Annotated in this window: 23 protein-coding genes and 1 pseudogene; 11 read left to right on the top strand and 13 right to left on the bottom strand. The window is 65.1% G+C overall.

The features are described from left to right. Positions 1–127: 127 nt before the first annotated feature. Entirely contained in the window at positions 128–415 is a 288-nt protein-coding gene (locus AKN83_RS06625; RefSeq protein WP_050403335.1) for a hypothetical protein, read from the bottom strand. A gap of 198 nt (positions 416–613) precedes the next feature. Between AKN83_RS06625 and AKN83_RS06620 the strand changes: the two genes are divergently transcribed. From AKN83_RS06620 to AKN83_RS06610, 3 genes are all read left to right on the top strand, one after another. Then, on the top strand, positions 614–2,020 hold the full coding sequence (locus AKN83_RS06620; RefSeq protein WP_050403334.1) for a CoA transferase: 1,407 nt from the start codon (positions 614–616) through the stop codon (positions 2,018–2,020). 151 nt (positions 2,021–2,171) lie between these two features. Further along, positions 2,172–3,419, top strand: a complete 1,248-nt coding sequence (locus tag AKN83_RS06615) for an efflux RND transporter periplasmic adaptor subunit (protein ID WP_050403333.1) — start codon at positions 2,172–2,174, stop codon at positions 3,417–3,419. Between the two features lie 90 nt (positions 3,420–3,509). Next, positions 3,510–6,644 carry an efflux RND transporter permease subunit gene (locus AKN83_RS06610; RefSeq protein WP_050403332.1) on the top strand — a complete coding sequence of 1,045 codons (3,135 nt, stop codon included), beginning with the start codon at positions 3,510–3,512 and terminating at the stop codon, positions 6,642–6,644. Here the strand turns inward: AKN83_RS06610 and AKN83_RS06605 are convergent. Together AKN83_RS06605 and AKN83_RS06600 are read right to left on the bottom strand one after the other, a co-directional pair. Beyond that, entirely contained in the window at positions 6,637–7,605 is a 969-nt protein-coding gene (locus AKN83_RS06605) for an amidohydrolase family protein (protein ID WP_050403331.1), read from the bottom strand. The two genes, AKN83_RS06610 and AKN83_RS06605, sit on opposite strands and share 8 nt — an antisense overlap. A 137-nt stretch (positions 7,606–7,742) precedes the next feature. Beyond that, a complete protein-coding gene (locus AKN83_RS06600; RefSeq protein WP_083991948.1) occupies positions 7,743–9,161 on the bottom strand; it encodes a TolC family outer membrane protein in 1,419 nt (472 codons plus the stop codon). Between the two features lie 244 nt (positions 9,162–9,405). Between AKN83_RS06600 and AKN83_RS06595 the strand changes: the two genes are divergently transcribed. Beyond that, the gene (locus AKN83_RS06595) at positions 9,406–11,268 is read left to right on the top strand and encodes an acetyl-CoA hydrolase/transferase C-terminal domain-containing protein (RefSeq protein WP_050403348.1); all 1,863 of its coding nucleotides are present in this window, start codon (positions 9,406–9,408) and stop codon (positions 11,266–11,268) included. 97 nt (positions 11,269–11,365) lie between these two features. Here the strand turns inward: AKN83_RS06595 and AKN83_RS06590 are convergent, their stop codons facing one another. Then, on the bottom strand, positions 11,366–12,145 hold the full coding sequence (locus tag AKN83_RS06590; RefSeq protein WP_050403329.1) for an enoyl-CoA hydratase: 780 nt from the start codon (positions 12,143–12,145) through the stop codon (positions 11,366–11,368). 123 nt (positions 12,146–12,268) lie between these two features. Next, entirely contained in the window at positions 12,269–12,940 is a 672-nt protein-coding gene (locus AKN83_RS06585) for a hypothetical protein (protein WP_050403328.1), read from the bottom strand. 324 nt (positions 12,941–13,264) lie between these two features. On the opposite strand from AKN83_RS06585, the gene AKN83_RS06580 reads away from it, so the two are divergent. Both AKN83_RS06580 and AKN83_RS06575 read left to right on the top strand, forming a co-directional pair. Next, on the top strand, positions 13,265–13,810 hold the full coding sequence (locus AKN83_RS06580; protein WP_050403327.1) for a sigma-70 family RNA polymerase sigma factor: 546 nt from the start codon (positions 13,265–13,267) through the stop codon (positions 13,808–13,810). 2 nt (positions 13,811–13,812) lie between these two features. Further along, positions 13,813–14,451, top strand: coding sequence for an NrsF family protein (locus tag AKN83_RS06575; RefSeq protein ID WP_050403326.1), 639 nt, complete (start codon positions 13,813–13,815; stop codon positions 14,449–14,451). A gap of 109 nt (positions 14,452–14,560) precedes the next feature. On the opposite strand, the gene AKN83_RS06570 is transcribed toward AKN83_RS06575, so the two are convergent. Together AKN83_RS06570 and AKN83_RS06565 are read right to left on the bottom strand one after the other, a co-directional pair. Then, complete coding sequence (locus AKN83_RS06570; RefSeq protein ID WP_050403325.1) at positions 14,561–15,667, bottom strand: DUF2336 domain-containing protein; 1,107 nt, start codon at positions 15,665–15,667, stop codon at positions 14,561–14,563. Between the two features lie 60 nt (positions 15,668–15,727). Next, positions 15,728–16,876 carry a GGDEF domain-containing protein gene (locus AKN83_RS06565; protein WP_050403324.1) on the bottom strand — a complete coding sequence of 383 codons (1,149 nt, stop codon included), beginning with the start codon at positions 16,874–16,876 and terminating at the stop codon, positions 15,728–15,730. A 419-nt stretch (positions 16,877–17,295) separates the two neighbouring features. Here AKN83_RS06565 and AKN83_RS06560 point away from each other — a divergent pair, with 419 nt between their 5' ends. The 4 genes and pseudogenes from AKN83_RS06560 to AKN83_RS06540 all read left to right on the top strand — a co-directional run bounded on the left by AKN83_RS06560 (position 17,296) and on the right by AKN83_RS06540 (position 20,355). Beyond that, positions 17,296–17,865, top strand: coding sequence for a sigma-70 family RNA polymerase sigma factor (locus tag AKN83_RS06560; protein ID WP_050403323.1), 570 nt, complete (start codon positions 17,296–17,298; stop codon positions 17,863–17,865). Further along, complete coding sequence (locus AKN83_RS06555) at positions 17,862–18,611, top strand: hypothetical protein (RefSeq protein ID WP_050403322.1); 750 nt, start codon at positions 17,862–17,864, stop codon at positions 18,609–18,611. The genes AKN83_RS06560 and AKN83_RS06555 overlap by 4 nt, the downstream gene beginning before the upstream one ends. 93 nt (positions 18,612–18,704) lie before the next feature. Further along, positions 18,705–19,210, top strand: a pseudogene (locus tag AKN83_RS41085) (S8 family serine peptidase); the annotation flags it as partial. A 641-nt stretch (positions 19,211–19,851) separates the two neighbouring features. Further along, positions 19,852–20,355, top strand: a complete 504-nt coding sequence (locus AKN83_RS06540; RefSeq protein WP_050403319.1) for a TIGR03809 family protein — start codon at positions 19,852–19,854, stop codon at positions 20,353–20,355. Here AKN83_RS06540 and AKN83_RS06535 read toward each other — a convergent pair. The 5 genes from AKN83_RS06535 to meaB all read right to left on the bottom strand — a co-directional run bounded on the left by AKN83_RS06535 (position 20,352) and on the right by meaB (position 25,468). Next, positions 20,352–21,722, bottom strand: a complete 1,371-nt coding sequence (locus AKN83_RS06535; protein ID WP_063695214.1) for a TIGR03808 family TAT-translocated repetitive protein — start codon at positions 21,720–21,722, stop codon at positions 20,352–20,354. The two genes, AKN83_RS06540 and AKN83_RS06535, sit on opposite strands and share 4 nt — an antisense overlap. Positions 21,723–22,132: 410 nt before the next feature. Then, on the bottom strand, positions 22,133–23,329 hold the full coding sequence (locus AKN83_RS06530; protein WP_050403318.1) for a tetratricopeptide repeat protein: 1,197 nt from the start codon (positions 23,327–23,329) through the stop codon (positions 22,133–22,135). Positions 23,330–23,361: 32 nt separating this feature from the next. Next, positions 23,362–23,688: a hypothetical protein gene (locus AKN83_RS38160; protein WP_244521910.1), complete on the bottom strand. Its 327-nt coding sequence runs from the start codon at positions 23,686–23,688 to the stop codon at positions 23,362–23,364. Between the two features lie 143 nt (positions 23,689–23,831). Further along, a complete protein-coding gene (locus AKN83_RS06520) occupies positions 23,832–24,479 on the bottom strand; it encodes a pyroglutamyl-peptidase I (protein WP_050403316.1) in 648 nt (215 codons plus the stop codon). Next, positions 24,476–25,468 carry a methylmalonyl Co-A mutase-associated GTPase MeaB gene (meaB, locus tag AKN83_RS06515; RefSeq protein ID WP_050403315.1) on the bottom strand — a complete coding sequence of 331 codons (993 nt, stop codon included), beginning with the start codon at positions 25,466–25,468 and terminating at the stop codon, positions 24,476–24,478. Before meaB ends, AKN83_RS06520 begins: the two co-directional genes overlap by 4 nt. A 157-nt stretch (positions 25,469–25,625) precedes the next feature. Here meaB and AKN83_RS06510 point away from each other — a divergent pair, with 157 nt between their 5' ends. Beyond that, positions 25,626–26,096, top strand: coding sequence for an SRPBCC family protein (locus AKN83_RS06510; protein WP_050403314.1), 471 nt, complete (start codon positions 25,626–25,628; stop codon positions 26,094–26,096). Between the two features lie 14 nt (positions 26,097–26,110). Here AKN83_RS06510 and AKN83_RS06505 read toward each other — a convergent pair whose 3' ends face one another. Beyond that, positions 26,111–26,914, bottom strand: coding sequence for an RsiV family protein (locus AKN83_RS06505; RefSeq protein ID WP_083991947.1), 804 nt, complete (start codon positions 26,912–26,914; stop codon positions 26,111–26,113). Positions 26,915–26,920 lie beyond the last annotated feature (6 nt).

The following is a 26,920-nucleotide window of genomic DNA, read 5'->3' as shown; positions in this document are numbered from 1 at the left end:
TCCCGTTTACGACACCCGCTGCGGCGTATGGGGCCCTGCCTTCGCAGGGACGACGGATCGAGATCGAGGCGCGCAACATTCCTCGTCGCCAGCACCAGCGATTGTTCAATCCTTGCGCAGCTGCACACTATTCCAATGCGGCCCCGACCGGCGGGCCGCCCGGCGGGCGATGCAGGAAGGTGATCGACGCATAGGCGCCGACCCAGGAGCCGGCCGCGGCGAAGGCGACGTAGAGCCAGTTCTCCGTGTAGCTGATCACCGCGTAGGAGGAGAGCACGTACCAGACGCTGCTCCAGGTCGCCGCCGGCACGCGCTTGCGCGCGACGACGGCCGAGGTGAACATGACGTAGACCGCGTCGGTCGCCGCGGTCGCGAGGAAGACGCCGCCGGCGGTGAGGGGATCGATGGCAGCCATTGCAACTCCTGTTTGGGTCGGGCAGAGCTAAGGCATGGTCCAGGAAATGGTTTTCCGAAAAGATCATGCCCAAAAAGGCATGGTCTGGAAACGCGTGAAGCTGTCTTCCCAGAAGATGATGCCAAATACGGGTTGAGATCGGGCATTGCCATTTTGTCATCATGCTCGGGCATAGATTAATCGCAAACAGGAATGCGCATGCAGGACATCCGTGAAATCCTTTCCGATGTCTGGACCGGCGCCGGTGGCGCGCCGTCCGCGCTTGATGCGGTCACCCTGACCGGCAGCGAGCCGCAATTGCCGTCGTCGTTTCGGGTCGCAGCAGCTGCGCAGGTATCGATTGCCGCGGCAGGCCTTGCCGCGGCCGAGGTCTGGAAAGCCCGCAGCGGCGAGCAGCAGGACGTCGCGGTCGACATGCGCCATGCCATCGTCGAATGCCGCAGCGAGCGTTACCTGCGGGTCGACGACAAGCCGCCGCCGCCGGCGTGGGACAAGATCGCCGGCGTCTACCGCGTCCGCGACAACCGCTTCGTCCGCCTCCACACCAATTTCCCGCATCACCGCGACGCCGTCTGCAAGGTGCTGGGCTGCAGCGCCGAGCGTGACGACGTCCAGGCCGCGCTGCTGCAATGGGACGGCGAGGCGTTCGAGACCGCGGCCTATGCGGCCGGCGGCGTTGTCGCCTTGATGCGCTCATATGACGAGTGGGCGGCGACGCCGCATGCAGGCGAACTTGCAAGGCTGCCGCTGATCTCGATCGAGAAGATCGGCGACGCCGCGCCAAAGCCGTGGCCGGCGGGGAAGCGGCCGCTGGCTGGCATCCGGGTGCTCGACCTGTCGCGCGTGATCGCCGGTCCCGTCGCCGGTCGCACGCTTGCGGCGCACGGCGCCGACGTGCTCCTGATCTCCGGTCCCGATCTGCCTGATATCCCCTGGCTTACCATCGACACCGGCCGCGGCAAGCTGACGAGCTTTCTCGATCTGCGCAGCGAGCAGGGGCGGGCCGTGATGCGCGGCCTCGTCGCGCAGGCCGACATCTTCTCGCAGGGCTATCGTCCGCAGGCGATTGCGCGGCTCGGCTTTTCGCCGGAGGAGGCGGCCCACATCAATCCCGGGCTCGTCTATGTGACACTCTCGGCCTATGGCCATGCCGGTCCGTGGGCGCAGCGCCGCGGTTTCGACTCGCTGGTGCAGACCACGACCGGCTTCAATCATGCCGAGGGGCAAGCCGCCGGCGTCGATGGACCGAAGGAACTGCCGGCCCAGATGCTCGACCATGCCACCGGATATTTCATGGCTTTCGGCGCCATCATGGCCAGGGCCCGCCAGGCGCGCGAGGGCGGCAGCTGGCATGTCCGGGTATCGCTGGCGCAGACCGGGCGCTGGCTGTGGAATCTCGGCCGCCTCGAAGGCGGCTTTGCCACCGAAGACCTCAAGGCGGACGCGGTGCAGCCGTTCATCGAGCGGCTTCCGTCCGGATTTGGCACGCTGAGCTCGGTCCGGCATGCCGCCGTCCTGTCGGGCACCCCGGCCCATTGGTCCCGCCCGGCCATGCCGCTCGGCAGTCACCAGCCGGAGTTTCCTGCCCCGGAGTTTCCCGGATGAGACATTCAGTCGCCGTTCAGGCTATCCGAACTTTAACGACGCGCACCGCCGAAGTGCGATTTTTAGGTTGTTTGCAACGCCAATTCGGCACTATTAGCGCACCGCTGGGGCCGTCCCGCCGGAAGCTGCAACGATCGACCTAGCGGACCGCATGCTGAACGAGTTTACCAAGAGAATGCAGAGCTTTAGCCGTCCGCGTCTGCTCGTGGCTGCGGCGGTGCTGGTCGCCGCCTGCGCGGGCGCCTATGGCTACACGCGGTTCGGCACAGAAAAGCAGAAGCCGTCGGAAGTCTCCAGCCAGTCCCGCAAGGGCGGCGCGCGCTATGCACCGTCGGCGGCCGAGTGGGCCAGCCTGACCTTCCAGACCGTGTCCGAGCACACCTTCCGCTCCGAACTGGTGACCGAGGGCAAGATCGGGATCGACGAGGATCGCTCCACCCCGGTCTATTCGCCCTATACCGGGCGCGTGACCCGCCTGCTGGTGCGGCCGGGCGATACCGTGGTCAAGGGACAGCCGCTGTTCGTGATCGAAGCGGCCGACACCGTGCAGGCGCAGAACGACTATGTCGCCGCGATGACCGGCCTCAACAAGGCCCAGTCGGCGCTCGATCTGGCCCAGATCCAGGAGAAGCGCGCCAAGGACCTGTCCGAGGGCAAGGCGATCCCGCTGAAGGATTATCAGACCGCGCAGGCCGCGCTGGTGCAGGCGCAGAACGATGCGCGCTCGGCGCAGACGCTGCTGGAGGCCGCGCAGAACAAGTTGCACATCCTCGGCTTCGGCGACGACGCCATCACGACCCTGCAGCAGAAGGGCCGCCTCAATCCGGAGACGACGGTGTTTGCGCCGATCGGCGGCACGGTGGTCCAGCGCAAGGCCGGGCCCGGTCAGTATGTCTCGACCGGCGCCAGCGACCCGGTCTATGTGATCGGCGATCTCTCGACGGTGTGGCTGATCGCCTTCGTCCGCGAGTCCGACGCCGACAATGTCGCGGTCGGGCAGGACCTCAGCTTCAGCGTGATGGCGCTGCCGGGCAAGGTGCTGACCGCCCGGGTCAACTATGTCGCCGCCGCGATCGACGCGACCTCGCGCCGGCTTTTGGTCCGCGCCACCATCGACAATGCCGACAATCGGCTGAAGCCCGAGATGTTCGCCAATGTGACGCTGTATTCGAGGGGCGACCACCCGGCGGTCGGCGTGCCGAAACAGGCGCTGATCTACGAGGGCGATCAGGTTCGCGTCTGGGTCGCGAAGGCCGACGACAAGACCATCGAGCTGCGCCAGATCAAGCCCGGCCTCATCAATGGCGACCTGGTCGAGGTCGCCGGCAATCTCAAGCCGGGCGAGCAGATCGTGACGAAGGGAAGCCTCTTCATAGACCGCGCCGCATCCGGCACTTAAGACGCGCGATCCGGAACAGGGGGAACCGGCCTTTCCGGATCGACCATGCCCACCCAAGAAAAATCCTCACCGTTGAAAGTGCCGATCTGAATGGATCGCCTCGTCGCCCTTGCCGTCAATCGCCGCTACTTGATGGTGGCCATGTTCGTCGCCGTCTTCATCGGCGGCCTGCTTGCGTTCAAGCAGCTCAACATCGAGGCCTATCCCGATCCGACCCCGCCGATGGTCGACATCGTGACGCAGAGCCCGGGCCTCTCGGCCGAGGAGATCGAGCGCTACATCACGATCCCGATCGAGACCCAGGTCGCCGGTATCAAGAACCTCAAGACCATCCGGACCATCTCGCTGTACGGCCTGTCCGACGTCAAGCTGCAGTTCTCCTTCGACTACACCTATGACGAGGCGCTGCAGCAGGTGCTCAACCGCCTGTCGCAGCTCGCGCCGCTGCCCGGCAACGTGCAGCCCGGCATCTCCCCGACCAGCCCGATCGGCGAAATCTTCCGCTATCGGCTGAAGGGACCGCCGAACTACAGCGTGCTCGACCTCAAGACGTTGCAGGACTGGGTGCTGCAACGTCGCTTCCGCGCGGTGCCCGGCGTGATCGACGTCACCGGCTGGGGCGGCAAGACCAAGACCTACGAGATCCAGGTCGACTTCAACAAGCTGGTCGCCAACGGCCTGACCCTGCCGCAGGTGCTGCAGGCGGTTTCCAACGCCAACATCAATGTCGGCGGCAACACCGTGAACATCGGCTCGCAATCGGCCGTGGTGCGCGGCGTCGGCCTGATCCGCTCGATCGACGATCTCGCCAACACCATGATCTCGCAGTCGGGCGGCAATCCGGTGCTGGTTAGGGACATCGGCACTGTGACGATTGGAGAGAAGCCGCGGCTTGGCATCGCCGGCATCGACAATGACGACGACATCGTGCAGGGCATCGTGCTGATGCGTCGCGGCGAGCAGAGCTCGCCGACCATCGCCCGCGTCGAACAACTGGTCAACCAGATCAACAATTCCTCGATCCTGCCGCCGGGCGTCAAGATCGAGCGCATCTACGACCGCAAGGACCTGATCGAGCTCACCACCCACACCGTGCTGCACAACATGGTGGTCGGCATCCTGCTGATCGTGCTGCTGCAGTGGATATTCCTCGGCGATCTGCGCAGCGCGCTGATCGTCGGCGCGACGATCCCGTTCGCGCTGTTCTTCGCCGTGATCATCTTGGTGCTGCGCGGCGAATCCGCCAATCTGCTGTCGGTCGGCGCGATCGATTTCGGCCTGATCGTCGACGCCACCGTGATCATGGTGGAGGCGATCTTCCGCAGGCTGTCGCAGACCACGGCGCTGTCGGAAGCCGAACGCGAGCACATCTCCGACGACACCGTGATGGGGATGAAGAGCCACGCAATTTTGTCGGCCGCGGCCGACGTGTCGCGCTCGATCTTCTTCGCCGCCACCATCATCGTCGCCGCGTTCCTGCCGCTGTTCACGCTGGGCGGCGTCGAGGGCAACATCTTCGGGCCGATGGCGCGAACCTATGCCTATGCCCTGGCCGGCGGGCTGCTGGCGACGTTCACGATCACGCCGGCGCTGAGCGCGATCATCCTGCCGGCGCATATCCACGAGACCGAAACCTGGATCGTCAAGAAGCTCGACGCGATCTACCTGCCGGCGTTGAACTGGGCGATCGGCAACCGCAAGATCGTGATGGCTGGGGCGGCCGGCCTCGTGGTCATGACCATCATCTTCGTGCGGTTCCTCGGCCTCGAATTCCTGCCCAAGCTGGAAGAGGGCAACCTGTGGATCCGCGCCACGCTGCCGCCGACGATCTCGCTGCAGGAGGGCAACGCCTATGTCAACGAGATGCGCAAGCTGATCCGCAGCCGTCCCGAGGTGGTGTCGGTGGTGTCGCAGCACGGCCGTCCCGACGATGGCACCGACGCCGCCGGCTTCTTCAACGCCGAATTCTTCGCGCCGCTCAAGCCGGCCGGCGAATGGCCCGACACGCACGACAAGGACGTGTTGACCGCACAATTGCTGGCGCAGTTGCAGGACAAGTTCCCCGGCGTCGAATTCAACTTCTCGCAATATCTGCAGGACAACGTCTCGGAAGCCGTGTCCGGCGTGAAGGGCGAGAACTCGATCAAGCTCTATGGCAACGATCTGCAGGCGCTGACCGACACCGCCAACAAGATCAAATCCGTGTTGTCGACGGTGCAGGGTGTCACCGACCTCGCGGTGTTCACCTCGCTCGGCCAGCCGACCGTCCAGATCGACGTCGACCGGGCGCGGGCGGCGCGCTACGGCCTGTCCCCCGGCGATATCAACGCCACCATCAAGGTCGCCGTCGGCGGCGACACCGCGGGCGATCTTTATGAACCCGGCAGCGACCGGCACTTCCCGATCATCGTCCGCCTCGCGCCGGAATATCGCAAGAGTGCGGAGGCGATCCAGAACCTGCGGATCGGCGCAAACAATCCGAATGGCGGAGTCACGCAGATACCGCTCTCTGAGGTGGCCTCGATCAAGCTGATCTCCGGAGCGGCCTACATCTATCGCGAGCAGCAGGAGCGCTATCTGCCGATCAAGTTCTCGGTGCGTGACCGCGACCTCGGCAGCGCGATCCTGGAGGCGCAGCAGAAGGTCAACGAGCAGGTCCAGTTGCCGCCCGGCTCGCGTCTCGAATGGGTCGGCGAGTTCGGCAATCTGCAGGACGCGATCAAGCGGCTGTCGATCGTGGTGCCGATCAGCCTCGTGCTGATCGCGGTGCTGCTGTTCTTCAATTTCGGCTCGATGGTCGATACCATGCTCGCGATGAGCGTGATCCCGATGGCGATCTTCGGCGGCGTGCTCGGGCTCCTGATCTCGGGCATTCCGTTCAGCGTGTCGGCGGCGATCGGCTTCATCGCACTGTTCGGCATCGCCGTGATGGACGGCATCATTATCCTGTCGCAGTTCAACCAGCTGATCGACGAGGGCTATGACCGGATGCGCGCGGTGATCCGCACCGGCGAGTTGCAGCTTCGTCCGGTGTTGATGACCTGCGTCGTCGCCGGCATCGGCCTGTTGCCGGCGGCGGTGTCGGAGGGCATCGGCTCGCAGGTGCAGAAGCCGCTCGCCATCGTCGTCGTCACCGGCATGATGCTGGCGCCGCTGGTGATCCTGATCACCCTGCCGGTGCTGATCTCCTACTTCTCGCGTCGGCCGAAGGACAACGTCAGGTGAAGCCGTAGAGCCGCGCCGGATTGTCGACCAGGATGGTCTTGCGCACCGCGGCGTCTGGTGCCCAGACCGGAAGCTGGTTGAGCAGGCGGCCGTCGTCGATCTGGTACAACGGCGTGACGTCGGTGACCTTCTTGCCTTGGGGCGTCACCGAATCCGGATGCGGCCAATCGGTGCCCCAGACGATGCGCTCGGCATTCGCCGCGATAAGGGCCTGGGCCAGCGGCGCCGCGTCGGCATAGTCGGGCGCGAGCTTCGAAGCGCGGTAGGCGCCGGAGATCTTGACATACGCCTTGCCGGATTTGACCAGCGCGAGCAGGTCGGCAAAACCCGGCTGGCCGGTGCCGAGCGCGGCCTCGGCGCCGCCGAAATGGTCGAACACCACGGGTACCGGTGCGGCCGCGATCAGGTCCTTGATCGCCGAGATCATGGCGAGGCTGGTGAACAGTTGCACGTGCCAGCCGCGCGCCTTCATCCGCTCGACCGCGGCCGTGAAGCGCTGCCGGCCGACATCGGGATCGTTGACGCCGCCAGTCGCGAGGTTGAGGCGGATGCCGCGAAAGCCGGCCTTCTGTAGCGCGTCGAGATCGCTCTCGCTGGTCTTGTCGTCGATCACCGCGACGCCGCGCGCCGTGGGACCCCGCGCCGTCATACCGAACAGGGTCGACGAATTGTCGGAGCCGTAGACGCTCGGTGTCACGATCACCACGCGCTCGACATGCAGCGCCTTGTGCAGCGCGCTCATCTCCTCCGGCGAGGCCGGTTCCGGGGTGTAGACGCGGCCGGCGAAGAACGGGAACTTGTCGGGATCGCCATGAATGTGGGTGTGGCAGTCGCAGGCACCGGCGGGCACGTCGAAGTTCACGGGGGTGGATGGTTGCGATGCCTTGGAAAATGCGTTGCCGCCGGTCATGGTCACTCCCGCTGCGATGGAAGCCAGCATCATACTGCGTCGCGTCAGCATTGGACGTCTCCCTGCGTGCTCGGCTGTTATGCGCGCACTCCGCGCACCGGCATTGTTGATGGCCGGCGGGGCGGAGGTTATCGGCGGAGAGAGCGGGCGGAAAGAGCCGGTCCGCGGTGCGGCCGGTTCCGCAACGCCTATTGTCCCGACGGCGTGCGCAGGCCGTGCCAGGCGTCGCGCACCTGATGGTAGTGCACCTCGGGCAGATAGTCGGGCGTCTTGAGATTGAGCGTCTTGACGTCGAGGCGTCCGACCGCGCTGAGCAGCGTGTAGGACGCGATCACGCGGTCGCGCTGCGCGCCGATCAGCCGGGCCCGCGCCGTGATCAGATCCTGCTGCGAGTTGAGCACGTCGACCGTGGTGCGCTGGCCGCCGGCAGCTTCCTTCTGCACGCCGGCGAGCGCAACCTCCGCGGCCTTCACCTCGGATTCGGAGGCCGACACCGCGATCTTGGCGCCCTCATTGGCAACCCAGGCGCTGACCACGGCGGTCTTGGCCTGGTTGCGGACCTGGTCCAGCACGAGCCGGCTCTGCGCAGCGACCTCCTTGGCCTGTCGGGTCTGCGAGGCCGCGGTGCCGCCGTCATAGATCGGCTGCGTGATCTGGCCGATCACTGAGACCTGATCGGTGCCGAAAGTGCTGAGCGAGGTATCGGAGTCGCGGTTCTTGCTGGCGCTGCCCTGCACGGTGACGCTCGGCATCAGGCTGCTCTCGGCGACGCGGATCGAGGTCGAGGCCACGTCGACGTCGTATCCTGCGGCCATCACCGCCGGATGCTCGCGTACCGCAAGCGCGATCGAATCCTCACGGCTGCGCGGCAGCAGCCGGTCGATGGTGTCGGCCGGACGCAATTGCGACGGCGCGTTGCCGACCACCTGCGCATAGGTCGCCTGGCTGATCGCGAAGTTGACCTCGGCGGCGTTGAGATCGGCGAGGCCGCGGTTGAGCCGGGCCTCCGCCTGCGCCGTATCGGTCGGCGTGACGTCGCCGGCATTGAGGCGGCGCTGGGTGATCGCCTGAGTTTCCTTCAGGAAGGCGACGTTGGCGCGCTGCGCCTCGACCAGGGTCTGGTTGGCCAGCACGTTGGTATAGGCGGTGACGGCGTCGAGCAGCACGCCCTGGCCGACATTGCGCAGGGCCTCGCGGCCGGATTGCACCTGCAATTCGGCGACGCGGACGCTGTTGGCGGTCTTGAAGCCGTTGAACAGCGTCTGGGTGACCGTGACGCCGATCTGCCAGGGCTTCAGCGTCGCGCTCTGGATCACGTTGCCGGGAAGCTGGTCGCGCACGGCCTGCAGGCCGACCGAGAGGCCGGCACTGACCTGGGGGCGGTAACCGGCCAGCGCCTGCGGCACATTCTCGTCGGTCGCGCGCTGGCGCGCCCGCTCGGCATTGAGCTGCGGATTGGTCTGGTACGCCTTGACCAGGGCCTCGGGCAGGCTCTCGGCGTGGGCTGCGGTGTCAGTCAGCAGCGCGCATGCCAGACCGCTAAGGCAGATGCCCGACAAAAGCACACGCCTCGCCACGTCGCTAACCCTCGCGGCACGCTCAACCATGTGATCCCGCAAACCAAAACCCCGGCAGTCCGCTCCCGCGGACGCCGTCGGCACATATCTACCTGTTTACGGGGCGACGCCGCCACAGGCAAACCGCCACACGACATCTGCACATCATTTCACGTCTTGTCTGTTGCCGGTTCGTCACAGGCGAGCGCAACTGTCATATGAAGTATAAGTTTGAACCGCCGGCCGCCGATTCAGCGACGCCGGTTACCCACTGTCTCCTCCGGGTCCATTGCTGATGCCCATATTCTTCTCCGACCCCGAGGCGATCGCGGAGCACATTGTTCGTGACGTCGGAACCGAACTTGTGGTGGGGCTGCCGCTCGGCCTCGGCAAGGCCAACCACATCGTCAACGCGCTGTATGCGCGGGCGGTCGCCGACCGCTCTATCAACCTGACGCTGTTCTCGGCGCTGACGCTGGAAAAGCCGAAGCCGAAGAGCCTGCTCGAACAGCGCTTCATCGGCCCCGTGATCGATCGCCTGTTCGGCGGCTACCCGGATCTCGCCTATGCGGATGCGCTGCATCGCGGCGCGCTTCCGCCCAACATCAAGGTGATCGAATTCTTCTTCCTCGCAGGGCAGTGGTTGTATCAACCGTTCGCTCAGCAGAACTACATTTCCGCAAATTACACCCACGCGGCTTCATACCTATTGTCGCGCGGCCTGAATGTCGTGCCCCAGCTCGTCGCCAAGCGCATGGTCGATGGCGTGCCGCGCTACAGCCTGAGCTGCAACACCGATACGACGCTCGACGTGCTGCGCGCCCGCGCGCAGGGGCGGGCTTCATTCAAGCTGATCGGCCAGGTCAATTCCGAACTGCCGTTCATGCAGGGGCCCGGCGACCTGCCGGCGGATGAATTCGCTGCGGTGCTCGACAGTCCCGACACCGATTTCCCGCTGTTCGCGCCGCCGTCGGAGCCGATCAGCGACACCAAATATGCGATCGGACTGCATGCCGCGGGTCTGGTCCGCGACGGCGGCACGCTGCAGATCGGGATCGGGCAGGTCGGCGATGCGTTGGCGCAGGGGCTCGTGGTGCGTCACCGCGACAACGCCCAATTCCACGGCATCATGCAGCGCCTCGCACCTGGTACCGAACAGCTCGCGGCGGCCGAGACGGGGCCGTTCGAGAAGGGCCTTTATGGCGTCAGCGAGATGCTGTTCGAGGCATTCCTCGGGCTGATCGACGCCGGCATCCTCAAGCGCGAGGTCGACGGCGTGATACTGCACGGCGCATTCTTCCTCGGGCCGCAATCCTTCTATCGGGCGCTACGCGAGATGACACCCGAGCAGCTGACGCGAATCCAGATGATGCCGGTGTCCTTCACCAACGAGATCTTCGGCGACGAGGACGGCAAGCGCCGCGCCCGCGTCGATGCGCGCTTCGTCAACAACGCGATGATGGCGACGCTGTTGGGCGCTGCGATCTCCGACGGGCTCGACAACGGCCAGGTCGTGAGCGGCGTCGGCGGCCAGTACAATTTCGTGGCGCAGGCATTTGCGCTCGAAGGCGCGCGCTCGGTGCTGGCGCTGGAGGCAACCCATCAATCCGGCAGGCAGACGCAGTCGAACATCCGCTGGTCCTACGGTCACGCGACCATTCCGCGCCATCTGCGCGATGTCTTCGTCACGGAATACGGCATCGCCGACGTCAGAGGGAAATCCGACGCCGACGTGATCGCCGCGATGTTGCAGGTGTCGGACTCGCGCTTCCAGGGCGAGCTGATGCGGCAGGCCAAGGATGCCGGCAAGCTGCCGCGTGATCACGAAATCCCGGCCGCTCACCGCGAAAATTATCCCGAGCGGATCAGCACGGCGCTGAAGCCCGCCCGCGACGCAGGTCTGTTGCCGTCATTCCCGTTCAGCAGCGACTTCACCCACGTCGAGCAACGGCTGATCCCGGCGCTGCAGATCCTGCAGCAGGCGCAGCGCACGCCGCTGCAACTCGCGGGCCTGCTATGGCAGGGGATGCGGTATCCGCCCGATGCCGGCGACCGCGAATGCCTGGCGCGGCTCGGCCTCGACAAGCCGACGCATTTTGCCGAGCGCGCCTATCGCGCGCTCGTCACCGCGGCATTGCAACGAAGCCGCGTGAATTAGAGCGTTTTCGAGCGAAGTGGATACCGGTTCGCGTCTAGAAAACGCGTCAAACAAGAATCTAGAGCCCCGTTCCGATTTCATCGGAACGGAAAAGGCTCTAGCGGTTCTTGTTGACCGGCTTGCGCTTCTCGATGAAGGCCGCCATGCCCTCGGAGCGGTCCTCGAGCGCGAAGGTCGAGTGGAACAGGTTGCGCTCGACATTCATGCCTTCCGACAGCGGCGTCTCGAACGCGCGGTTGATGGCCTCCTTGGCCATCGCGGCGGCCGGACGCGACATCGAGGCGATCTTCTCGGCCGCCGCGAGCGCCTCTTCCAGCAGCTTGTCGGCCGGAACGATCCGCGACACGAGGCCCGAGCGTTCGGCTTCCGCCGCATCCATCATGCGTCCGGTGAGGCAGAGATCCATCGCCTTCGACTTGCCGATCGCGCGGGTCAGCCGCTGCGTGCCGCCGATGCCCGGGATGGTGCCGAGGGTGATTTCCGGCTGGCCGAACTTTGCGGTGTCGGCGGCGATGATGATGTCGCACATCATCGCAAGCTCGCAGCCGCCGCCGAGCGCATAGCCCGCGACCGCGGCAATGGTCGGCTTGCGACAGCGGGCAACGCGGTCGCCGCCGATGGCGGTGAAGTCGCTATTGAACATGTCGATGAAGCCCTTGGGCTGCATCTCCTTGATGTCGGCGCCGGCCGCGAAGGCCTTCTCGCTGCCGGTGATCAGGATGCAGCCGATCTTGTCGTCGGCCTCGAGGTCGTCCACCGCCGCGGCGATCTCGCGGAACACGCCAAACGACAGCGCATTCAGCATTTTGGGCCGGTTCAGCGTAATGACGCCGACCGGTCCCTTGCTTTCGACGATGATGAATTCGAAAGTAGCCATGACGCAAACCCCGTGCCTGATTTGCCGGGCAATGTGCCCGCTGACGGGATGCGCTTCAAGTGGCTGAAAGGAGCTTTGGGCCGCGGTACGGCGCATCCGCGCCGCAAGCCGCGGGACCTTGGCTTAAGCCATGAACATACGCGCGGCGGACGCCACCGTGAGCAGGGCGCCGAAGCCGATGAAGATCTTCCCGATCAGCGAGGTCTGGTCCAGGCTCGCGCTGTCGCTGCTCGCCAGAACCGGGGCCGGCTTGGGTGCCGCTACGGCGACAGGCGGTGGCTGCGTCGGGGGCGCCTCCTGTTGGGCGGTCTGGGGTTGAACCGGCTGCGGTTGTTCCGCCGGCTGCTCCTGCTGCAGGGCCCGGTCGAGGTCATTGAGCTGGTCGGATGCGACCACGCTGCCGTCGGGTTGCGCGTCGCCGGGCTTGTCGGAGGCGGCCATCACCGGATTGGCGCCGGCGGGCGCAGTGCTCGCATTGCCGTCGCCGGACGTCAGCTCCGCATTGGCATTGGCGACCGTGGCGGGCATGCCCGCCGACGTCACGCTGCCGGCACCGCTCGTGACCTTCCTGCTCTCGGATTTGTCAGCCGTCCTGGAAGACTGGTGGCGCGCGTGGCGCCGGCCATGCCGCGAACTCTGGTCCGCGGACTTGTCGGTCGAAGCATTGTCGGATTTCGCCGTGGCGGGATCCGAACCGGCCGCATGCGCCGGCAACGGTCCGGCGAGACACACGAAAAACCCTGTCAGCCCTGTTGCAACCATCAAGGCCAAGCGCCCGCTGGCTTTGATCTTCATTCTGATGATCTCCCCATCTTGCCCGCCCAAAGGCGAAAAGAGCCCCCGCTGCGTGTCCACACCGGGGCAGAAAAAGGGAATCTTCGGGCTTGAGGGGGCGAAAGCTGGGCAATTTCCATCCCATAGGGGCTTGAGCGGCAGCACCCCGATGCTTGTCGGACCGATCGGTGTTATGAGCCCTGACGACTGGAAACCCGCCGGAGCGATTCTTTGAGGCTGATGCTCGGCGCGGCGTTGCCTGGATGACGATCACGAATTCGTGACGTCTTTGGCTTGCCGCGTAACAAACTGAAAGATCGGCCGAATTGCAATTCAGGAGCCTGCGTGCGCGAACGTGAGGATGAATGGACCGACCTGATGCGGTCGGCCATTTCAGGCGATGACGCGGCGTATCATCGCCTGCTCAAGGCCATCACGCCGGTACTCCGTGCCGCGGCGCGACGCGGCTTGGCGCGCGCGGGACAACCGGTCGATCAGTCCGAGGACATCGTGCAGGACATCTTGTTGGCGGTGCATTTGAAGCGACAGACCTGGGACACCAGTGCGCCGTTCGCGCCGTGGCTGTTCGCGATCGCACGCAACAAGCTGATCGACGCCCTGCGCCGCCGCGGCAGGCGCATCTTCGTCAACATCGATGATTTCGCCGAGACGCTGCCGGGGGAAACGCCGGAGCCGACGGCGTCGCCCGGCGAGGTCACCGCCCAGTTGCAGGCGTTGCCCGCGCGGCAGCGGGAGGTGCTGCAATCGATCGCGGTCGACAGCGCCTCGATCAAGGATACTGCTGCGAAATTCGCGATGACCGAGGGCGCGGTACGGGTCGCGCTGCATCGCGGGCTTGCGAGCCTGACCGCGAAATTACGGGACCGATGAGCATGGACACCGATCAACTCATTCGAACCCTGACCGCCGACAATGCGTACCGGCCTCGTCCGATCGGCCTCGCGCTGATGATGGCGCTGCTGGCGGCGGCGCCGGTCTCGCTGCTGATCTTCTTTGCCGAACTCGGCGTGCGCCCGGACGTGATGACTGCGATGCATAATCCGTTCTTCGATCTGAAGTTCGCGGTGACGCTGGCGCTCGCCGCCTCGGCGATCGCGGTCAGCCTGCATCTGACGCGGCCGGAAGCCTCGCTGCGCGGCTTCGGCTGGTGGCTGCTGATTCCTGCCGGCATCCTCGTTGCCGCGATCAGTGGCGAGATGATGATGCCGCAGCGTACGCCGATGATGACGCGCCTGATCGGCAAGAACTCGATGGCGTGCATGACCGCGATCCCCGCGATGTCGCTGCCGCTCCTGGTCGGCGCGCTGTATGGCTTGCGACAGGGCGCGCCGGCGCGGCCGGCAGTCGCCGGCGCGGTGGCAGGCCTGCTCTCGGCGGGCCTTGCGGCGACCGTCTATGCGTCGCACTGCACCGATGACTCGCCGCTGTTCGTTGCCACCTGGTACACGCTGGCGACGGCGATCGTCGCAAGCGTCGGCGCGCTGATGGGGAAGCGGGCGCTCAGGTATTGACGCGATGTAGCCCGGATGCAGCGAAGCGAAATCCGGGTTTCTATCCGCGGACGGATCGGTCCCGGATTGCGCTGCGCTGCATCCGGGCTACGAGAAACAGGGTGAGATACTAAGCGGCGGGCGCGGATTGCTGCATGCGATGAAAGCGCAGCACCTGCTGCGCGGTGGATGGTCGCAACCGCTCATAGGTGTCCTTGCAGGCCTGCAAGTCGGTCGGCTCACCGCCCGAGATGTCGTCGCGCAGATTGATGATCGATCGCACCGTCGACCATGACAGGCCCGAAACCTTGGCCAGGATCATCACGCCCTCGGCGCGGGTTTCGATCATCATGTTCTCCGCGATGCTGACCGAGACATTGGCGAGCGCGGCAAGCGAGGCATTCGTCTCGTCGAACTTGCCGGCCTCGGCGAAGGATGCGAGCTGGAATTCGTCGAGCCGGCCGTCCTGGTAGAGCGATTTGACCAGCGCATGCGCAATCGTGGTATCCGGCGTCACGGCGGCGGGCGCCGAGCGCGCGCGTCGTGTGGCTTCCTTCACCGCGATCGGGATCTCCTTGGCCTGCTGCGGATTGGCAGCCTCGAGCCGCTGCCTGACCGCATCCGAGGCCTTGGCGACCAGCTTGAGATAGAGGTGCCGCGGGATGTTCGGGCGCAGTCCGACGCAGGTCGACAGGTTGTCGTCACCCTCGGCGCGGCTGACCAGCCGGGTGAAGCCGCGCTCGGTGAATTCAGCGCCGGGATTGTTGACCGCGCTCTGGATCACCTCGTCATTGCCGCGCAGCACCAGCACGTCGGTGACGGCGCCGCTCAGCGTCTTGCGGTTGGAGATCGCGAGCAGATGCGCCTGGCTCTTGCTGCGCGCGGTTTCGATCAGGGTGTCGTCGTCGAGCCGCGGCGACAGCGTCAGCACGGGGCCTGCGACCTCGATCAGGTCGTCGAATGCAAGGGTGCGGATGGTCTGCGGTGGCGCGGTCTCGATCGGGGCGAGGCGGTTGGCGAGCAGCGCCTTGGCCGAATTCTCGATGTGCTCGAGCAGGCATTGGAAGACGTCGTCGAACAGCACGATCTGCTGGTCCGAATAGTTGACCGAGCCGTTGATGAAGAGGTCGGTCACGCGGCGCAGCGTCTCGACGCGGCGTGCGACGGTGCCGTGCGCGAGGGTCGTCTGCAACTCGTCGAGCAGACTTTCGGGGGCGGTCTCGGGCTTCGAACTCATGACTCTGTCCTGGAGCGGTGGCGACGGATTCTCCGGCGCCGAATATGGAATGAAAGGATGTCAGGCACTGGCGATGCGGTTGCGTCCCCTCGCCTTGGCTGCGTAAAGCGCGCCATCGGCGCGGGCGAGTAGCGTGTCGGAGTTTTCGTGCGGCTTGAGCGTCGTCACGCCGGCGGAGATCGTCACCTGCATGCCGGGCGAGAATGCGCTCCAGTCGAGGCCGGCGATGATGGCGCGCAGCCGCTCGAGCGCGCGCATCGCCTGATCCTGCGACAGGTCGGGCAGCACCAGCAGGAACTCCTCGCCGCCATAACGGCCGAAGCGATCGATGCTGCGGAGATTGGCGAACATGCCGATGGCGAAGGTGCGCAGCGCCTCATCGCCGATCGGATGGCCGTAGACGTCGTTGATGCGCTTGAAATGGTCGAGGTCGATCAGCGCCACCGCGCAGGAGCTGCCATTGCGGGCGCAGCGCGCGATCTCCTCCTCGAGCGTGCGCATGATGCTGCGGCGATTGGAGGTGCCGGTCAGCTCATCGAGCTCGGCGAGCTCCTCGATGCGCCGGTAGGCCTCCTTGAGCTTGACGCCGCTCTGATACAGCGATCGCTGCATCGAGCTCGAGAAGATACCGAGATACATGCAGCGCCCGATCGTCAGCGCGAACACCAGCATGGTGGCGAGACGGTCGATCCTGGTGCCGGTCGGCATCCCGATCGCCTTGTCGGTGCCGAGGAACAGCGCGGCGAGGCCGACCACCATGATGGTCCAGACGACCGCTGTCTGCCGCGCCGAGGTGCGCAGCGCACCGAAGCCGAACACCACGAACAGATTGCAGAGGAACAGCACGCCGACTTCCGGCGCGATGTAGGTGAACACCAGCAGGTTCACCATGTTGACGGCCGATTGCGGCGCGACCAGGTAGTGGTCGCGGAAGCGCTCGTGAAAGCCGCGTTCCGAAAGCAGCACATAGATGGCGACGAGGCCGAGGCCGGTCAGGGCATAGCCGGCCGCGACCAGGACCGACGTAGTGCCGGCATGCGCGTAGATCAGCAGCACGACGGCATCGAGCACGAAGCAGGCGGCGATCATCGACTGGATCTGGCGGCGCTGCCTGGCCCGGCGGGTCAGGCGCTCTTGCGTCAGCCTGGGACGGCCGCTTTCCGATGCGCCCGCGATCGGGCTGGGAAGTGACGACGCAGCGCTGCCCATGGTCTCGCCATTTCTGAAATCCGGCGAAAATCTAAGTGGGAAAGCCTTTAGGTTTGGTATCTTTTGGTACCGAATCTGCGCCGGTGGAACCCGGTCATCACCCTTGTTTCGTAAGGGGAATCTGTTCGCCAAAGCGGACGGGGAACGATTGGGGCGGGGGACTTGCGGCGACGTCCGCTTCGCAACAGCGCTGGCTTGCCGGCCAAGCCTTGATATGGTCGCGCCGGATGGTGCGAGTCCGCGAGAGTTTTCACTATTATGATACCGTTTATCGAGTCGCCGGCGATTTTTCCTCATTGGGATCGTCGACTGTGTCATAGATCACACATGCGGTCCGGGCATTGCCGTAATGTGAAGAATCTTGGCTCTCGCGTCGAACCACGCACCACCCCCCTCAGACCAACTTTGCGAGACGGCCATTGAGCGCGACACAGGCGGCTTCAGACGAGGTTCTGATCGCTCGGATCGCTCAAGGCGACCGGCTCGCCATGCAGGTGCTGTACGGACGGCATCATGTCAGGGTGTACCGCTTCGGGCTTCGGCTCGTGCGGGACGAACAGGTGGCGGAGGATCTCATTAGCGAGGTCTTTCTGGACGTGTGGCGTCAGGCGGGCAAATTCGAGGGACGATCCGCCGTTTCGACCTGGCTTCTGGCGATTACCCGGTTCAAGGCATTGTCTTCGCTGCGGCGAAGGAAGGACGCCGAACTGGACGATGAGGCCGCGAACGCGATCGAGGACACGTCCGACGATCCGGAAACGGCGGTGCAGAAGAAGGACACGGGTGACACGCTGCGCAAGTGCCTGACGGGACTATCGGCGGAACACCGGGAAATTGTCGATCTTGTCTATTATCACGAGAAATCCGTGGAAGACGTCGCAGAGATCGTCGGGATTCCGGAGAACACCGTGAAGACGCGCCTGTTCTATGCGCGCAAGAAACTTGCCGAGTTGCTGAAGGCAGCCGGTGTCGAGCGAGGTTGGCCATGACGGCTGCGAGCAACAAGAAAGTGCAGGGTCCAGATCCTGACGATGTCGAGATGCTGCTGCCCTGGCACGCGGCCGGCACGTTGAACGCGCGCGACGCGCGCCGCGTCGAGGACGCGCTCGCTTCCGATCCCGAACTGGCCCGGCAGTATGCCGTCATCCGCGATGAATATGCCGAGACCATCGGTCTCAACGAGAGCCTCGGTGCGCCGTCTGCGCGCGCCATGCAGAAGCTGTTCGCCGCGATCGATGCCGAGCCGGAGCGCAAGCCGTCGGCGGGCGCGCGCGTGTCGGCCTCCGTCTCGGAGTTCTTTTCGAAATTGTCGCCGCGGACGCTGGCCTGGTCGTCCAGCCTCGGTGCGCTTGTGGTGCTGTTGCAGGCCGGCGTGATCGGTGCGGTGCTGATGCGCAACGAGCCGGCCTCGTTCCAGACCGCCTCGCTTGATGCCGCCGAACAGCGCAGTGCCCCCAGTGCGCCGAGCGCAGCCGTCGCACCCAGTGCGCCGATCACCCGCGACCTCGGCGCCAGCGTGTCGGCCGCGCCGACGCGGCTGTTGGTGCGCTTCACGCCGGATGCCAGGATCGGCGATATCACGTCGCTGCTCGACAATTACCAGGGCGCGATCGTCGACGGTAAGGGTGGCATGTTCCGCTTGCAGTTCCGCGCGTTGGACAAGGACGGCGTCGCGGCGCTGATTGCCCGTTTGCAGAAAGAGAAGATCGTCAGCCTCGCGGTCGAGACGCCATAGTCAGCGGCTGACGGTCTGCGCCGAGTCGAGGTCACGATGACCGCCAACGGCCGGACAGATCGACGGAAAGAGCGGCCATTGTAGCCGCCGTGCACGATCGGCCTGATCCGCACCGCCGGCAATCGCCCCGTCGATGCGGTGGCACGCGAGTTCGCGAGTGACAGCAGCGTCCGCTCCGTGCAGCCCAACTACCGTTACGCGCTGCAGGACCAGAAACCGGCGGCGGGCGGCAGTGACCCGGCGCAATGTGCCCAGGCGCAGTTGCATCTGCCCGGGGCGCACAAGCTGGCGCGCGGCATGAACGTCAACCATCGCCGTCATCGACTGCGGCATTGATGCCGCACATCCGGAACTGGCCAACACGGTCGCGGATGCGTTCGATGCGCTCGACAGCAAGGATGGCCCGCATGCCCACGGCACCGCCGTCGCCGGCGTGATCGCGGCGCGCGTCAGGCTGACGGGGGGCACGCCGGAAGTGCGGGATCTTGGCGATCCGCGCCTTTGGCGCGGCCGGCGGCGGCGCCGAGAGCACGTCCTATGTGATCCTCAAGAGCCTCGATTACGCGGTGGCGCACGGCGCGCAGATCGTGAAGCGATCGCGGACAAACCGTCGCAGCCTGCACAGGCGGCGGACGGCAATAACACTTCCGTGAGCCGTGCGTTGAATGAACCAGCGCCGTCGATCGCATCGGACGATTCCGCTGCAAATCACGGTGCTGCGCGGTGATTTTCGGCATCGGGCGTCTGCAACGGTGCGATGGAACCGGGCGGCGAAAAGGTTAAAAAAAACGCCGGCGATTTGAACGTGTGCCGCCCTCTCACGACTTATATGTGTGGGAGCGGTTTATCCCTCCCCGGCTATATCAGGCGCGAGCGCCCATCCACCCCAAGCGCCCATATGGCTTTGACCCGTCCGGTTGTCCCCCCGGACGGGTCTTTCATTTTGGGGGTGACCCTACGTGGCGGACTGGGCCGATTCGCGCGACGGGTGCGGCTGTTTGTTGTGGATCGTTCGGCTGCACGGCGTTCGAAAGACACGCACATCGCAACCATGCAAGTCGATGACTTGACGAGGGTTCGGGCAAGAAACTCCGTCGTCGAGCGGACTTCTCTCATCGCCTGTCCGCGATTAAGAATTTAGTTAGACTTTATTTACCTTTTCCACAGAATATCAGCGTCACGTCCAGTTGATTCGGTTCGGTTGCGTCTGCGTCCGTTTCTTTCCCTGCGGGCACCTTCAATGACACATCGGACCGACGTGGCCAGAGGCCAGGAGATCGTTGCACGCTGGTGCAACCTCGCCGAGCAAAGGCTGGAGCACCTCAACGAGCTGTTCGAATCCGGACGCTGGCGCCGCTATCACAGCGAGCAGTCCTTTCTCGAGAACATCAGGGAAGCCCGGGCCGCCGTCGACATCTGGCGGGAATTGCTGACCCGCGAAGCCTCGCTCGACAATTCGCCGATCGATCTGTCCTGGCTCGGTCGCGGCAAGTCGAAACTGCCGCCGCCCTACATGTCGTCGGCGCCCTACGTCTCGCCGGCGCCGCAGCCGGAGGCAGCCGCATTGGCGGAGGCCGCGATGACCGCAGTCGCGGCCGCGCTGGAAACGGCGGCAGAGGTTCTCGAGCAGCCGCCCGTTATGGCCGAGGCGCCTCCGCTGGAGATGCCTCCTCCGGTCACCCCGCCGGTGCTCGATCTCGACACTATCCAGCGCCGCTATCCGCTGCTGCGCAATGCGCTTTAGCGTCGTACCGCGTTCGCCCCGACCGTCAGCTGCACGTATTGCTGGGCGCCACCCACCGACAGGTCGCTCGTGATCGGGCGCGCGTGGTCGAGCCCGACCACCGCGCCGCCCGGGGTTTCGGCGATCATGTTGTTGTTGATCAGCGCTGTGCCCGCGCCGGGCACCACCGAGACGCCGATGCCGACGAACGCCTTGCGCACGACATTGCCCGAGATCGCGACGTCGCGCAGGTACTTGCCCCAGCCGGCGACGATGCCGAAGGTCGGCGCATTCTCGATCACATTGCCGGTTACCGTGCTGTCCGCCTCGACATAGATGCCGATGCCGGCCCCGTCGTTCGGGTCGGTGCCAACAGGGCGCTTCGGCAGCAAATTGCGGATGATGTTGCCCTGGACCACCGCGATGCGGCCGCCCTCGTTGAAATTGCAGACGGAGACGCCGATCGCAGCGCCGTCGACGGTGTTGTTGGCGATCACGGCGGCCTCGAACGCGAACTCCGAATAGAGCGCGACCTCGCGGACATTGCTGACGCTGTTGTCGGTGATGTGGATGTTGGAGGCCGAGTTGCCGCGCACCGCGGAGAAGTCGCAGTTCCTGATGCGGTTGCCGCGCACGATCACATTGCCGGCGCGGAACGCATTGATGGCGTTGCCGTACTGTCCGGAGCCGCCGGGGCCGGCCTTGATGTCCTCGATGCGGTTGTCGGCGACGATCGAGCCGTCGTCGCCGATCGCACTGCGCAGGATCTCGATGCCGTTGTCGTTGGTGCCCTTGATGGTGTTGCGCGCGACCATCAGGCCGAGCGCGTCGAACGACACCAGCGCGGTGCTCGCGATATCGCTGAAGAAGTTGTTGCTGACGTCGCCCGACATCTGCTCGAACCAGATGCCGGCGCCGCCGCTGCCGATGAACTGGCAGTCGGTGATGCGGATGTCGCGGCCGGACAGGCAATGCACGAGGCCGCGGCGCGCAGGCAGCGGGACGTTGCCGCCGTCGAAGGCAAGGCCCATCAGGACGATGCCGCCGGCGCCTTCGCCCTCAAGCAACGAGGCGCCGCCGTTGAACACCAGCCGGCTGGCGCCGCGCACGCCGATCAGCTGGCTGCCGGGCGCAAGCCGCAACAGCCCGGTGCGGTAGACGCCGGGCGGAAACGCCAGCGGCACCTGCGCCCGCGCGGCGTCATCGATCGCGCGCTGGAGGTTGCGGGTCTGGTCGTCGGGGCTGCCGGGACTAACGCCATATTGCGTCACGTCGCGGCCGAGCGTGCCGGCCGACTGCGCGGCGCGCGCCGCATCCGGCGACATCGCAAGCGCGCCGGCTGCGCCGGCGGCGGAGACTCCGATCAAATGGCGGCGGTTGACGTCCATGGGCATGGCCCTCGCTGAAGGCGCGAGCGGTGACCTTCGTTGCCGATTAGGTAACGCGAAATGCGCCGCTGCCTGGTGAACAGGCCGCCGCAGCCGGCTGTTTGTTGGCGGTAGGGTTAATCTCGGGTGCAGCAGGTCAGAGCGCGTCGTTAACGAGATGGGGCCTGCCTCGTGACTGCGGGTGACGGCGAAGGAACTCCCGGCCGCAGGCGCGCGCTGCCAAAATATCGAAAACAACCCCATGCACCGTAGGCTGCGGCTGCCGACGTTCGACAAGGCAATTGACACGTCGGGCAACTCAGGGATATTCTTCTATTATTCCGAAATAATGCGCTCCGGCACTTCGCAAGGGCGGTCGGTTACCAATATCCGCGACATGTGGGACCTGACCGTGGAGCCGGGAATTCGAACTAACCCAGCGAGCGCGTCTCCAGAGCCACCGCGATCTTCTCCAGGGCGGCGTTCTTGCGCTGCATTTCGGCGAGCTCCCGATCTAGAATTCCAATCGTTCCCGGGCCGGACAACCACCCGCCTGCATGCGTGCCCGTTCGGCAATAACGCCAAACCCCGGTTGCCAGGAAGGCGGCAGCAACAAGCCATAGCAGCGCCTGACCCAGGCCGGAGTCCGTGAGGGCGCGACGGAAATCGCCTTTCAGCAGGTACGCACCGGCGCGATTGCCGTAGGCGTCCCGGTCGTTCGGATCAAGCGCGATCATCTGATCGTAGTCGGCGATGGCGCGATCGTAGTCGCCCTTGGTTTGGTAAGCGTAGGCGCGGCTGAAGTAAGCGTCTCTGTATCGCGGATAAAGATCGATCGCCTGGCTCAGGTCGGCAATGGCGTGATCGAGGTCACCTTTCGCTTGAAATGCAGAAGCGCGGTTATAGTAGGCGAGCGCGTATTTCGGATAGAGAGCGATCGCCTCAGTCGAATCTGCGATGGCGCGATCGAAATCACCCTTCGCCCGGTATGCAGCGGCGCGATTGTAGTAGGCGAGCGCATATTTCGGATCGAGCGCAATCGCCTGGTCGTAGTCGGCGATGGCACGATCAAGGTCGCCTTTGGCCCAGTAGGTGTTGCCCCGTGCTATGAGGGCAGCGGTGTTGTTCGCATTCAGTTGGAGGCTGCTGGTATAGTCCGCGATGGCACGGTCGTGGTCACCCTTGGCTTGATAGGCGTCGCCGCGCTCGCCGTATCCGACCTGCTTTCCATAGCGTGACAAACCGCTTTCGAACGCTTGGTTAGCGTCGGCTATCGCGCGGTCGTAGTCGTGCCGCTGGTTGTAGATATGCGATCGGTTGAGCAGCGAGTCGGCATCTTTCGGATTAATCCGGATCGCCTCAGTGTAGTCCTTGAAGGCGTGGTCGACACCATCGGCGGCGTTTGTCCATGACCAGGAGCAACCGCGTTGATAATACAGCCTGGACAGGTTCCCCTCGCTGTAGTCTCCGCTTTCGATCGCCCGTGTGCAGGCGGCGATCGTCGCGGCAGCGGTCTCCTTCGATCCTTTCAGGCACTCCTGTCGATCGTCAGCCGCCGCTGGCCGGCTGACGGCTGCGGCGAATGCCAGAGCAACTATCCAGAGAGGCGCGGACGTCCCGGAGCGCATGTCTTACCTCCGCCGATACGCTAATGTTCGAGCTAAACCGGAGACGGCGAGCACTTTTCCAGAGCCGTTGCGATCCTCTCCAACAACGCATTCGTGCGTTGAGATTCTGCGACCTGCTGCTCATAGAGATCGACCCAACCTGTTCCGGATGATGTGCGCGAATTCCTGCGCGTGAGCCAAATCCAGACGCTTATCAGCGCCAAGAATGGTAACCAGGACACAATCAGACCGATCGCCGAAGACGGCGAACCGCCGCCCGGCTTACTCATGAACGTGAACCATACGAGGAGAGCACCGACGAGCGCGACCCAGATCGCAACCAACAGAATCCAAGAGCGGGTTTTGGTCGTTCCGGCCACGGCAGTTCCCTTTGATAGGTTCAACGAGGCGCATGCTATCACTGGTTGATAGGCGTTTCCCATGCCTCGCGCATGCAACCGTCGCCACGTGGTTAGCCGTTCGTTGCAGGATCGATGAAAAGCTGTTCGAGGTCTGTCCGCGCTCACGGGCGCACGGCCTGCCTCGTCAGCTTCACCAGCTCCATCAGCATGGCTTCGCCGGCATCGACCAGCGCATCCAGCGTGATGTCTGATTTGCCAGGCGCTGCCGCGCCGTCACGAGCGAGCGGCGGAACATGGACGAATTGTGCGAGGTGCAGGCCGTTGTTCTTGTTCACGGCCTCGATCGCGCGCCAGCTCAGATAGTTGCAGAGATAGCTGCCGGCATCGCGCGACATCCCTGCATCGATACCGGTGGCCAGCGCGGCACGCAGCAGCTTTTCGCTGTGCGGCCCGAACAGCTTCGCCTCGGCGCCGCCGGCGATCGATCCCTTGCGCGGATGCTGGCGGCCGGCATCGGGGAAGCGCGTCGTCATCGCATTGCGGGCGCGGCTCTCGATCCGCAGATGCGAGCTGCGGCCGGCGAGGCCGAACATCAACAGCGCCTGCGGCCGATGTCGTGCGATCAGCTCGGGCAATTCGCGGTCGACGGCAGCATAGGTGACGTCGAAGATGTGGCTCGTCAGCACGACGTTGTCGAAAGCCGGCCGGCGCAGGGCGATCAGCCGCTTGACCAGCGGCGTGGTCGGGTTGAACGGCGCACCCGGGAACGGCTTGAAGCCGGTCACGAGGATGCGCAGTTTGCCGCTCAATGCAGCATCTCCGAGATCTGCTCGGCGGCGACCGCGGGTGAGATGCGGCCGCCGGCGACCTCGGCCTCCATCTTCTTGACCTTGGCGCGGATCGCAGCGTCGCTGCGCAGCCGCGCCATCATCCGGCCCTCCAGCATGGACCACATCCACTTCACCTGCTGCTCGCGCCGGCGGGTCTCGAATTCGCCCGAGGCGCTCATCGCGGTGCGGTGCTCGAGAATCTTCTGCCAGAGCCGGTCGAGGCCGGCGCCGGTCAGCGCCGAATAGGTCTCGACCGGCGGATGCCAGTGCTCGGAGCGCGGCGCCAGGATATGCAGCGCGCTGCGATAGTCGGCGGCGGCAAGGTTGGCGCGCTTGAGGTTGTCGCCGTCGGCCTTGTTGATCGCGATCATGTCGGCGAGTTCGACGAGGCCCTTCTTGATGCCCTGCAATTCGTCCCCGGCCCCCGGCAGCATCAAGGCCAGGAAGAAATCTGTCATGTCGCAGACCGCGGTCTCGGACTGGCCGATGCCGACGGTTTCGACCAGCACGACGTTGAAGCCGGCGGCCTCGCACAACAGCATCGCCTCGCGGGTCTTGGCCGCGACGCCGCCCAGCGTGCCCGAGGACGGCGAGGGGCGGATGAAGGCCTGGTCGGAGACGGCGAGCCGCGCCATCCGCGTCTTGTCGCCGAGGATCGAGCCGCCGGTGCGCGCCGAGGAGGGATCGACCGCCAGCACCGCGACCTTGTGACCGCGCTCGATCAGGAACATGCCGAGCGCATCGATGGTGGTCGACTTGCCGACGCCGGGCGAGCCCGTGATGCCGACCCGCACCGCCTTGCCGGTGTCGGGCAGCAGCGCCTGCACCAGCTCGCGCGCCGCCGCCTGGTGGTCGCTGCGCCTGCTCTCGACCAGCGTGATCGCCCGCGCCAGCGCGGCGCGGTGGCCGGCGCGGAGGTCACGGGCGAGGGCGCTGATGTCGGGAGCGGCAGGTTTCGGCGAGGTCATGGCCTTGGTTTACAACGGCTGTCGGTTGCAGGCGAGGGCGGAGTCCGCACTCGTCCCCGATCAATCGCGAGATCGGAAATCGGGTGGGCGCGGCCGATGCCATGCGGTTGATCAGGGCGCGTTCCGCATCACTGCGGACCAACATCCGGAGCCTGCCATGACCCAAGCCTATTACAGCACCGTCCTCGACCATCCGCTCGACACCGTGTGGTCGCTGATCCGCGACTTCAACAATTACCCCGCCTATATCGAGGGCGTCAGCGAAAGCGTGATCGAGGACGACAAGCGCGGCGACCAGGTCGGTGCTGTCAGGCGCTTCTGCTATCTCGGGCTGTGGGTCAGGCAACGCCTTGCCGGCCACTCGGACGCGCAGCATTCGCTGACCTATGCCAGCATCGAGCCGCTGCCGTTTCTTTCGGATGCCGGTTCGGACGCGCCGCAGCCGACCCATTACGAGGGCACGATGCATCTGCTGCCGGTCGTCGAAGGCAACCGCACTTTCATCGAATGGTCGGTCAAGCTCGACACGGCGCCTGCTGACGCCGATCGCTGGCACAGCCAGTTCCAAGCGTGGATTCCGGACTGGACCGGCTCCCTGGTCAGAGCGCTGGCGCGTCAGCCAGGCTGAGCCTGCCGAAGCAGCTATTGCGACTGATCGTCCGCGTCGGCCTTCGGTCGCGCTCCGCCAAAGATCCTGGCGCCTTCCGGCGCCAGATACGGCTTCAGCGTCTCCCACGGCACGAAGACGACATACTGGCCTTCGGCATAGGGGCCAACAGCATAGGGCGGGTAGTGGAAGGTGAGGCCGGAACTCTTACCTGACACGGTCGACGGCGCCAGCGTCACGGCGCCGATCTTGAGCAGGGTCGGCTTCAGCTCCTTGTACCATTCGGCGTTTGCCGTCTCGCCGGCGCCGCGCCGCTTCTTCTCGGCATTCAGCGCCGAGACGATCGCCTTGCGCATCGCCGTTAGGGTCGGGCCGCTGTCGGCTGTCTCGGTGAAGAAGGGGCGGATACTGATGCGCTTCTTCGCCGCCATGTCCCACAGGATGGTGTTGACGTCGGTGTTCGGATGCGCGCCCAGCGTGTCCATATAGTCGTCGCGCAGCACGCTGACATAGCGGCGGTCGACGATCGAGCGCACCGAATATTTGCGCTCGAACGAATAGCCGCCGCGATCCTTGAACAGCTCAGGCTCGTCCTTGCGCGCGGAAGCTGCCTCCGCCGCGTTTTTGTCGATCCACGTCCTGCCTTCGGCGAGGCAATCGGCCGCCAGCGCGTCATCTGCCTTGATCTTGTCGTCGAGATAGACGTGGGCCTCGATGCTCGCATTCTTGATCGTGGCGTCGGGCTTCGGATCGGCGGCGCGAGCAGGAAGGCAGAGACATGCCAGCAGGCCGGCGAGGCCAATGATGCGGACAGGCGTCATCGAGCGGGCGGCGCGCATGGAAGC

Source organism: Bradyrhizobium embrapense, from assembly GCF_001189235.2.
GTDB lineage: Bacteria > Pseudomonadota > Alphaproteobacteria > Rhizobiales > Xanthobacteraceae > Bradyrhizobium > Bradyrhizobium embrapense.
Note: the sequence above shows the minus strand (reverse complement) of the source record. Positions and strands in the feature narration are given on the sequence as shown.

Bases quoted from the DNA above. Each gene is read 5' to 3' on its own strand.
- AKN83_RS06625 (WP_050403335.1), bottom strand. From the start codon at position 415: ATGGCTGCCATCGATCCCCTCACCGCCGGCGGCGTCTTCCTCGCGACC.
- AKN83_RS06620 (WP_050403334.1), top strand. From the start codon at position 614: ATGCAGGACATCCGTGAAATCCTTTCCGATGTCTGGACCGGCGCCGGT.
- AKN83_RS06615 (WP_050403333.1), top strand. From the start codon at position 2,172: ATGCTGAACGAGTTTACCAAGAGAATGCAGAGCTTTAGCCGTCCGCGT.
- AKN83_RS06610 (WP_050403332.1), top strand. From the start codon at position 3,510: ATGGATCGCCTCGTCGCCCTTGCCGTCAATCGCCGCTACTTGATGGTG.
- AKN83_RS06605 (WP_050403331.1), bottom strand. From the start codon at position 7,605: ATGCTGACGCGACGCAGTATGATGCTGGCTTCCATCGCAGCGGGAGTG.
- AKN83_RS06600 (WP_083991948.1), bottom strand. From the start codon at position 9,161: ATGGTTGAGCGTGCCGCGAGGGTTAGCGACGTGGCGAGGCGTGTGCTT.
- AKN83_RS06595 (WP_050403348.1), top strand. From the start codon at position 9,406: ATGCCCATATTCTTCTCCGACCCCGAGGCGATCGCGGAGCACATTGTT.
- AKN83_RS06590 (WP_050403329.1), bottom strand. From the start codon at position 12,145: ATGGCTACTTTCGAATTCATCATCGTCGAAAGCAAGGGACCGGTCGGC.
- AKN83_RS06585 (WP_050403328.1), bottom strand. From the start codon at position 12,940: ATGAAGATCAAAGCCAGCGGGCGCTTGGCCTTGATGGTTGCAACAGGG.
- AKN83_RS06575 (WP_050403326.1), top strand. From the start codon at position 13,813: ATGGACACCGATCAACTCATTCGAACCCTGACCGCCGACAATGCGTAC.
- AKN83_RS06570 (WP_050403325.1), bottom strand. From the start codon at position 15,667: ATGAGTTCGAAGCCCGAGACCGCCCCCGAAAGTCTGCTCGACGAGTTG.
- AKN83_RS06565 (WP_050403324.1), bottom strand. From the start codon at position 16,876: ATGGGCAGCGCTGCGTCGTCACTTCCCAGCCCGATCGCGGGCGCATCG.
- AKN83_RS06555 (WP_050403322.1), top strand. From the start codon at position 17,862: ATGACGGCTGCGAGCAACAAGAAAGTGCAGGGTCCAGATCCTGACGAT.
- AKN83_RS06540 (WP_050403319.1), top strand. From the start codon at position 19,852: ATGACACATCGGACCGACGTGGCCAGAGGCCAGGAGATCGTTGCACGC.
- AKN83_RS06535 (WP_063695214.1), bottom strand. From the start codon at position 21,722: ATGGACGTCAACCGCCGCCATTTGATCGGAGTCTCCGCCGCCGGCGCA.
- AKN83_RS06530 (WP_050403318.1), bottom strand. From the start codon at position 23,329: ATGCGCTCCGGGACGTCCGCGCCTCTCTGGATAGTTGCTCTGGCATTC.
- meaB (WP_050403315.1), bottom strand. From the start codon at position 25,468: ATGACCTCGCCGAAACCTGCCGCTCCCGACATCAGCGCCCTCGCCCGT.
- AKN83_RS06510 (WP_050403314.1), top strand. From the start codon at position 25,626: ATGACCCAAGCCTATTACAGCACCGTCCTCGACCATCCGCTCGACACC.
- AKN83_RS06505 (WP_083991947.1), bottom strand. From the start codon at position 26,914: ATGCGCGCCGCCCGCTCGATGACGCCTGTCCGCATCATTGGCCTCGCC.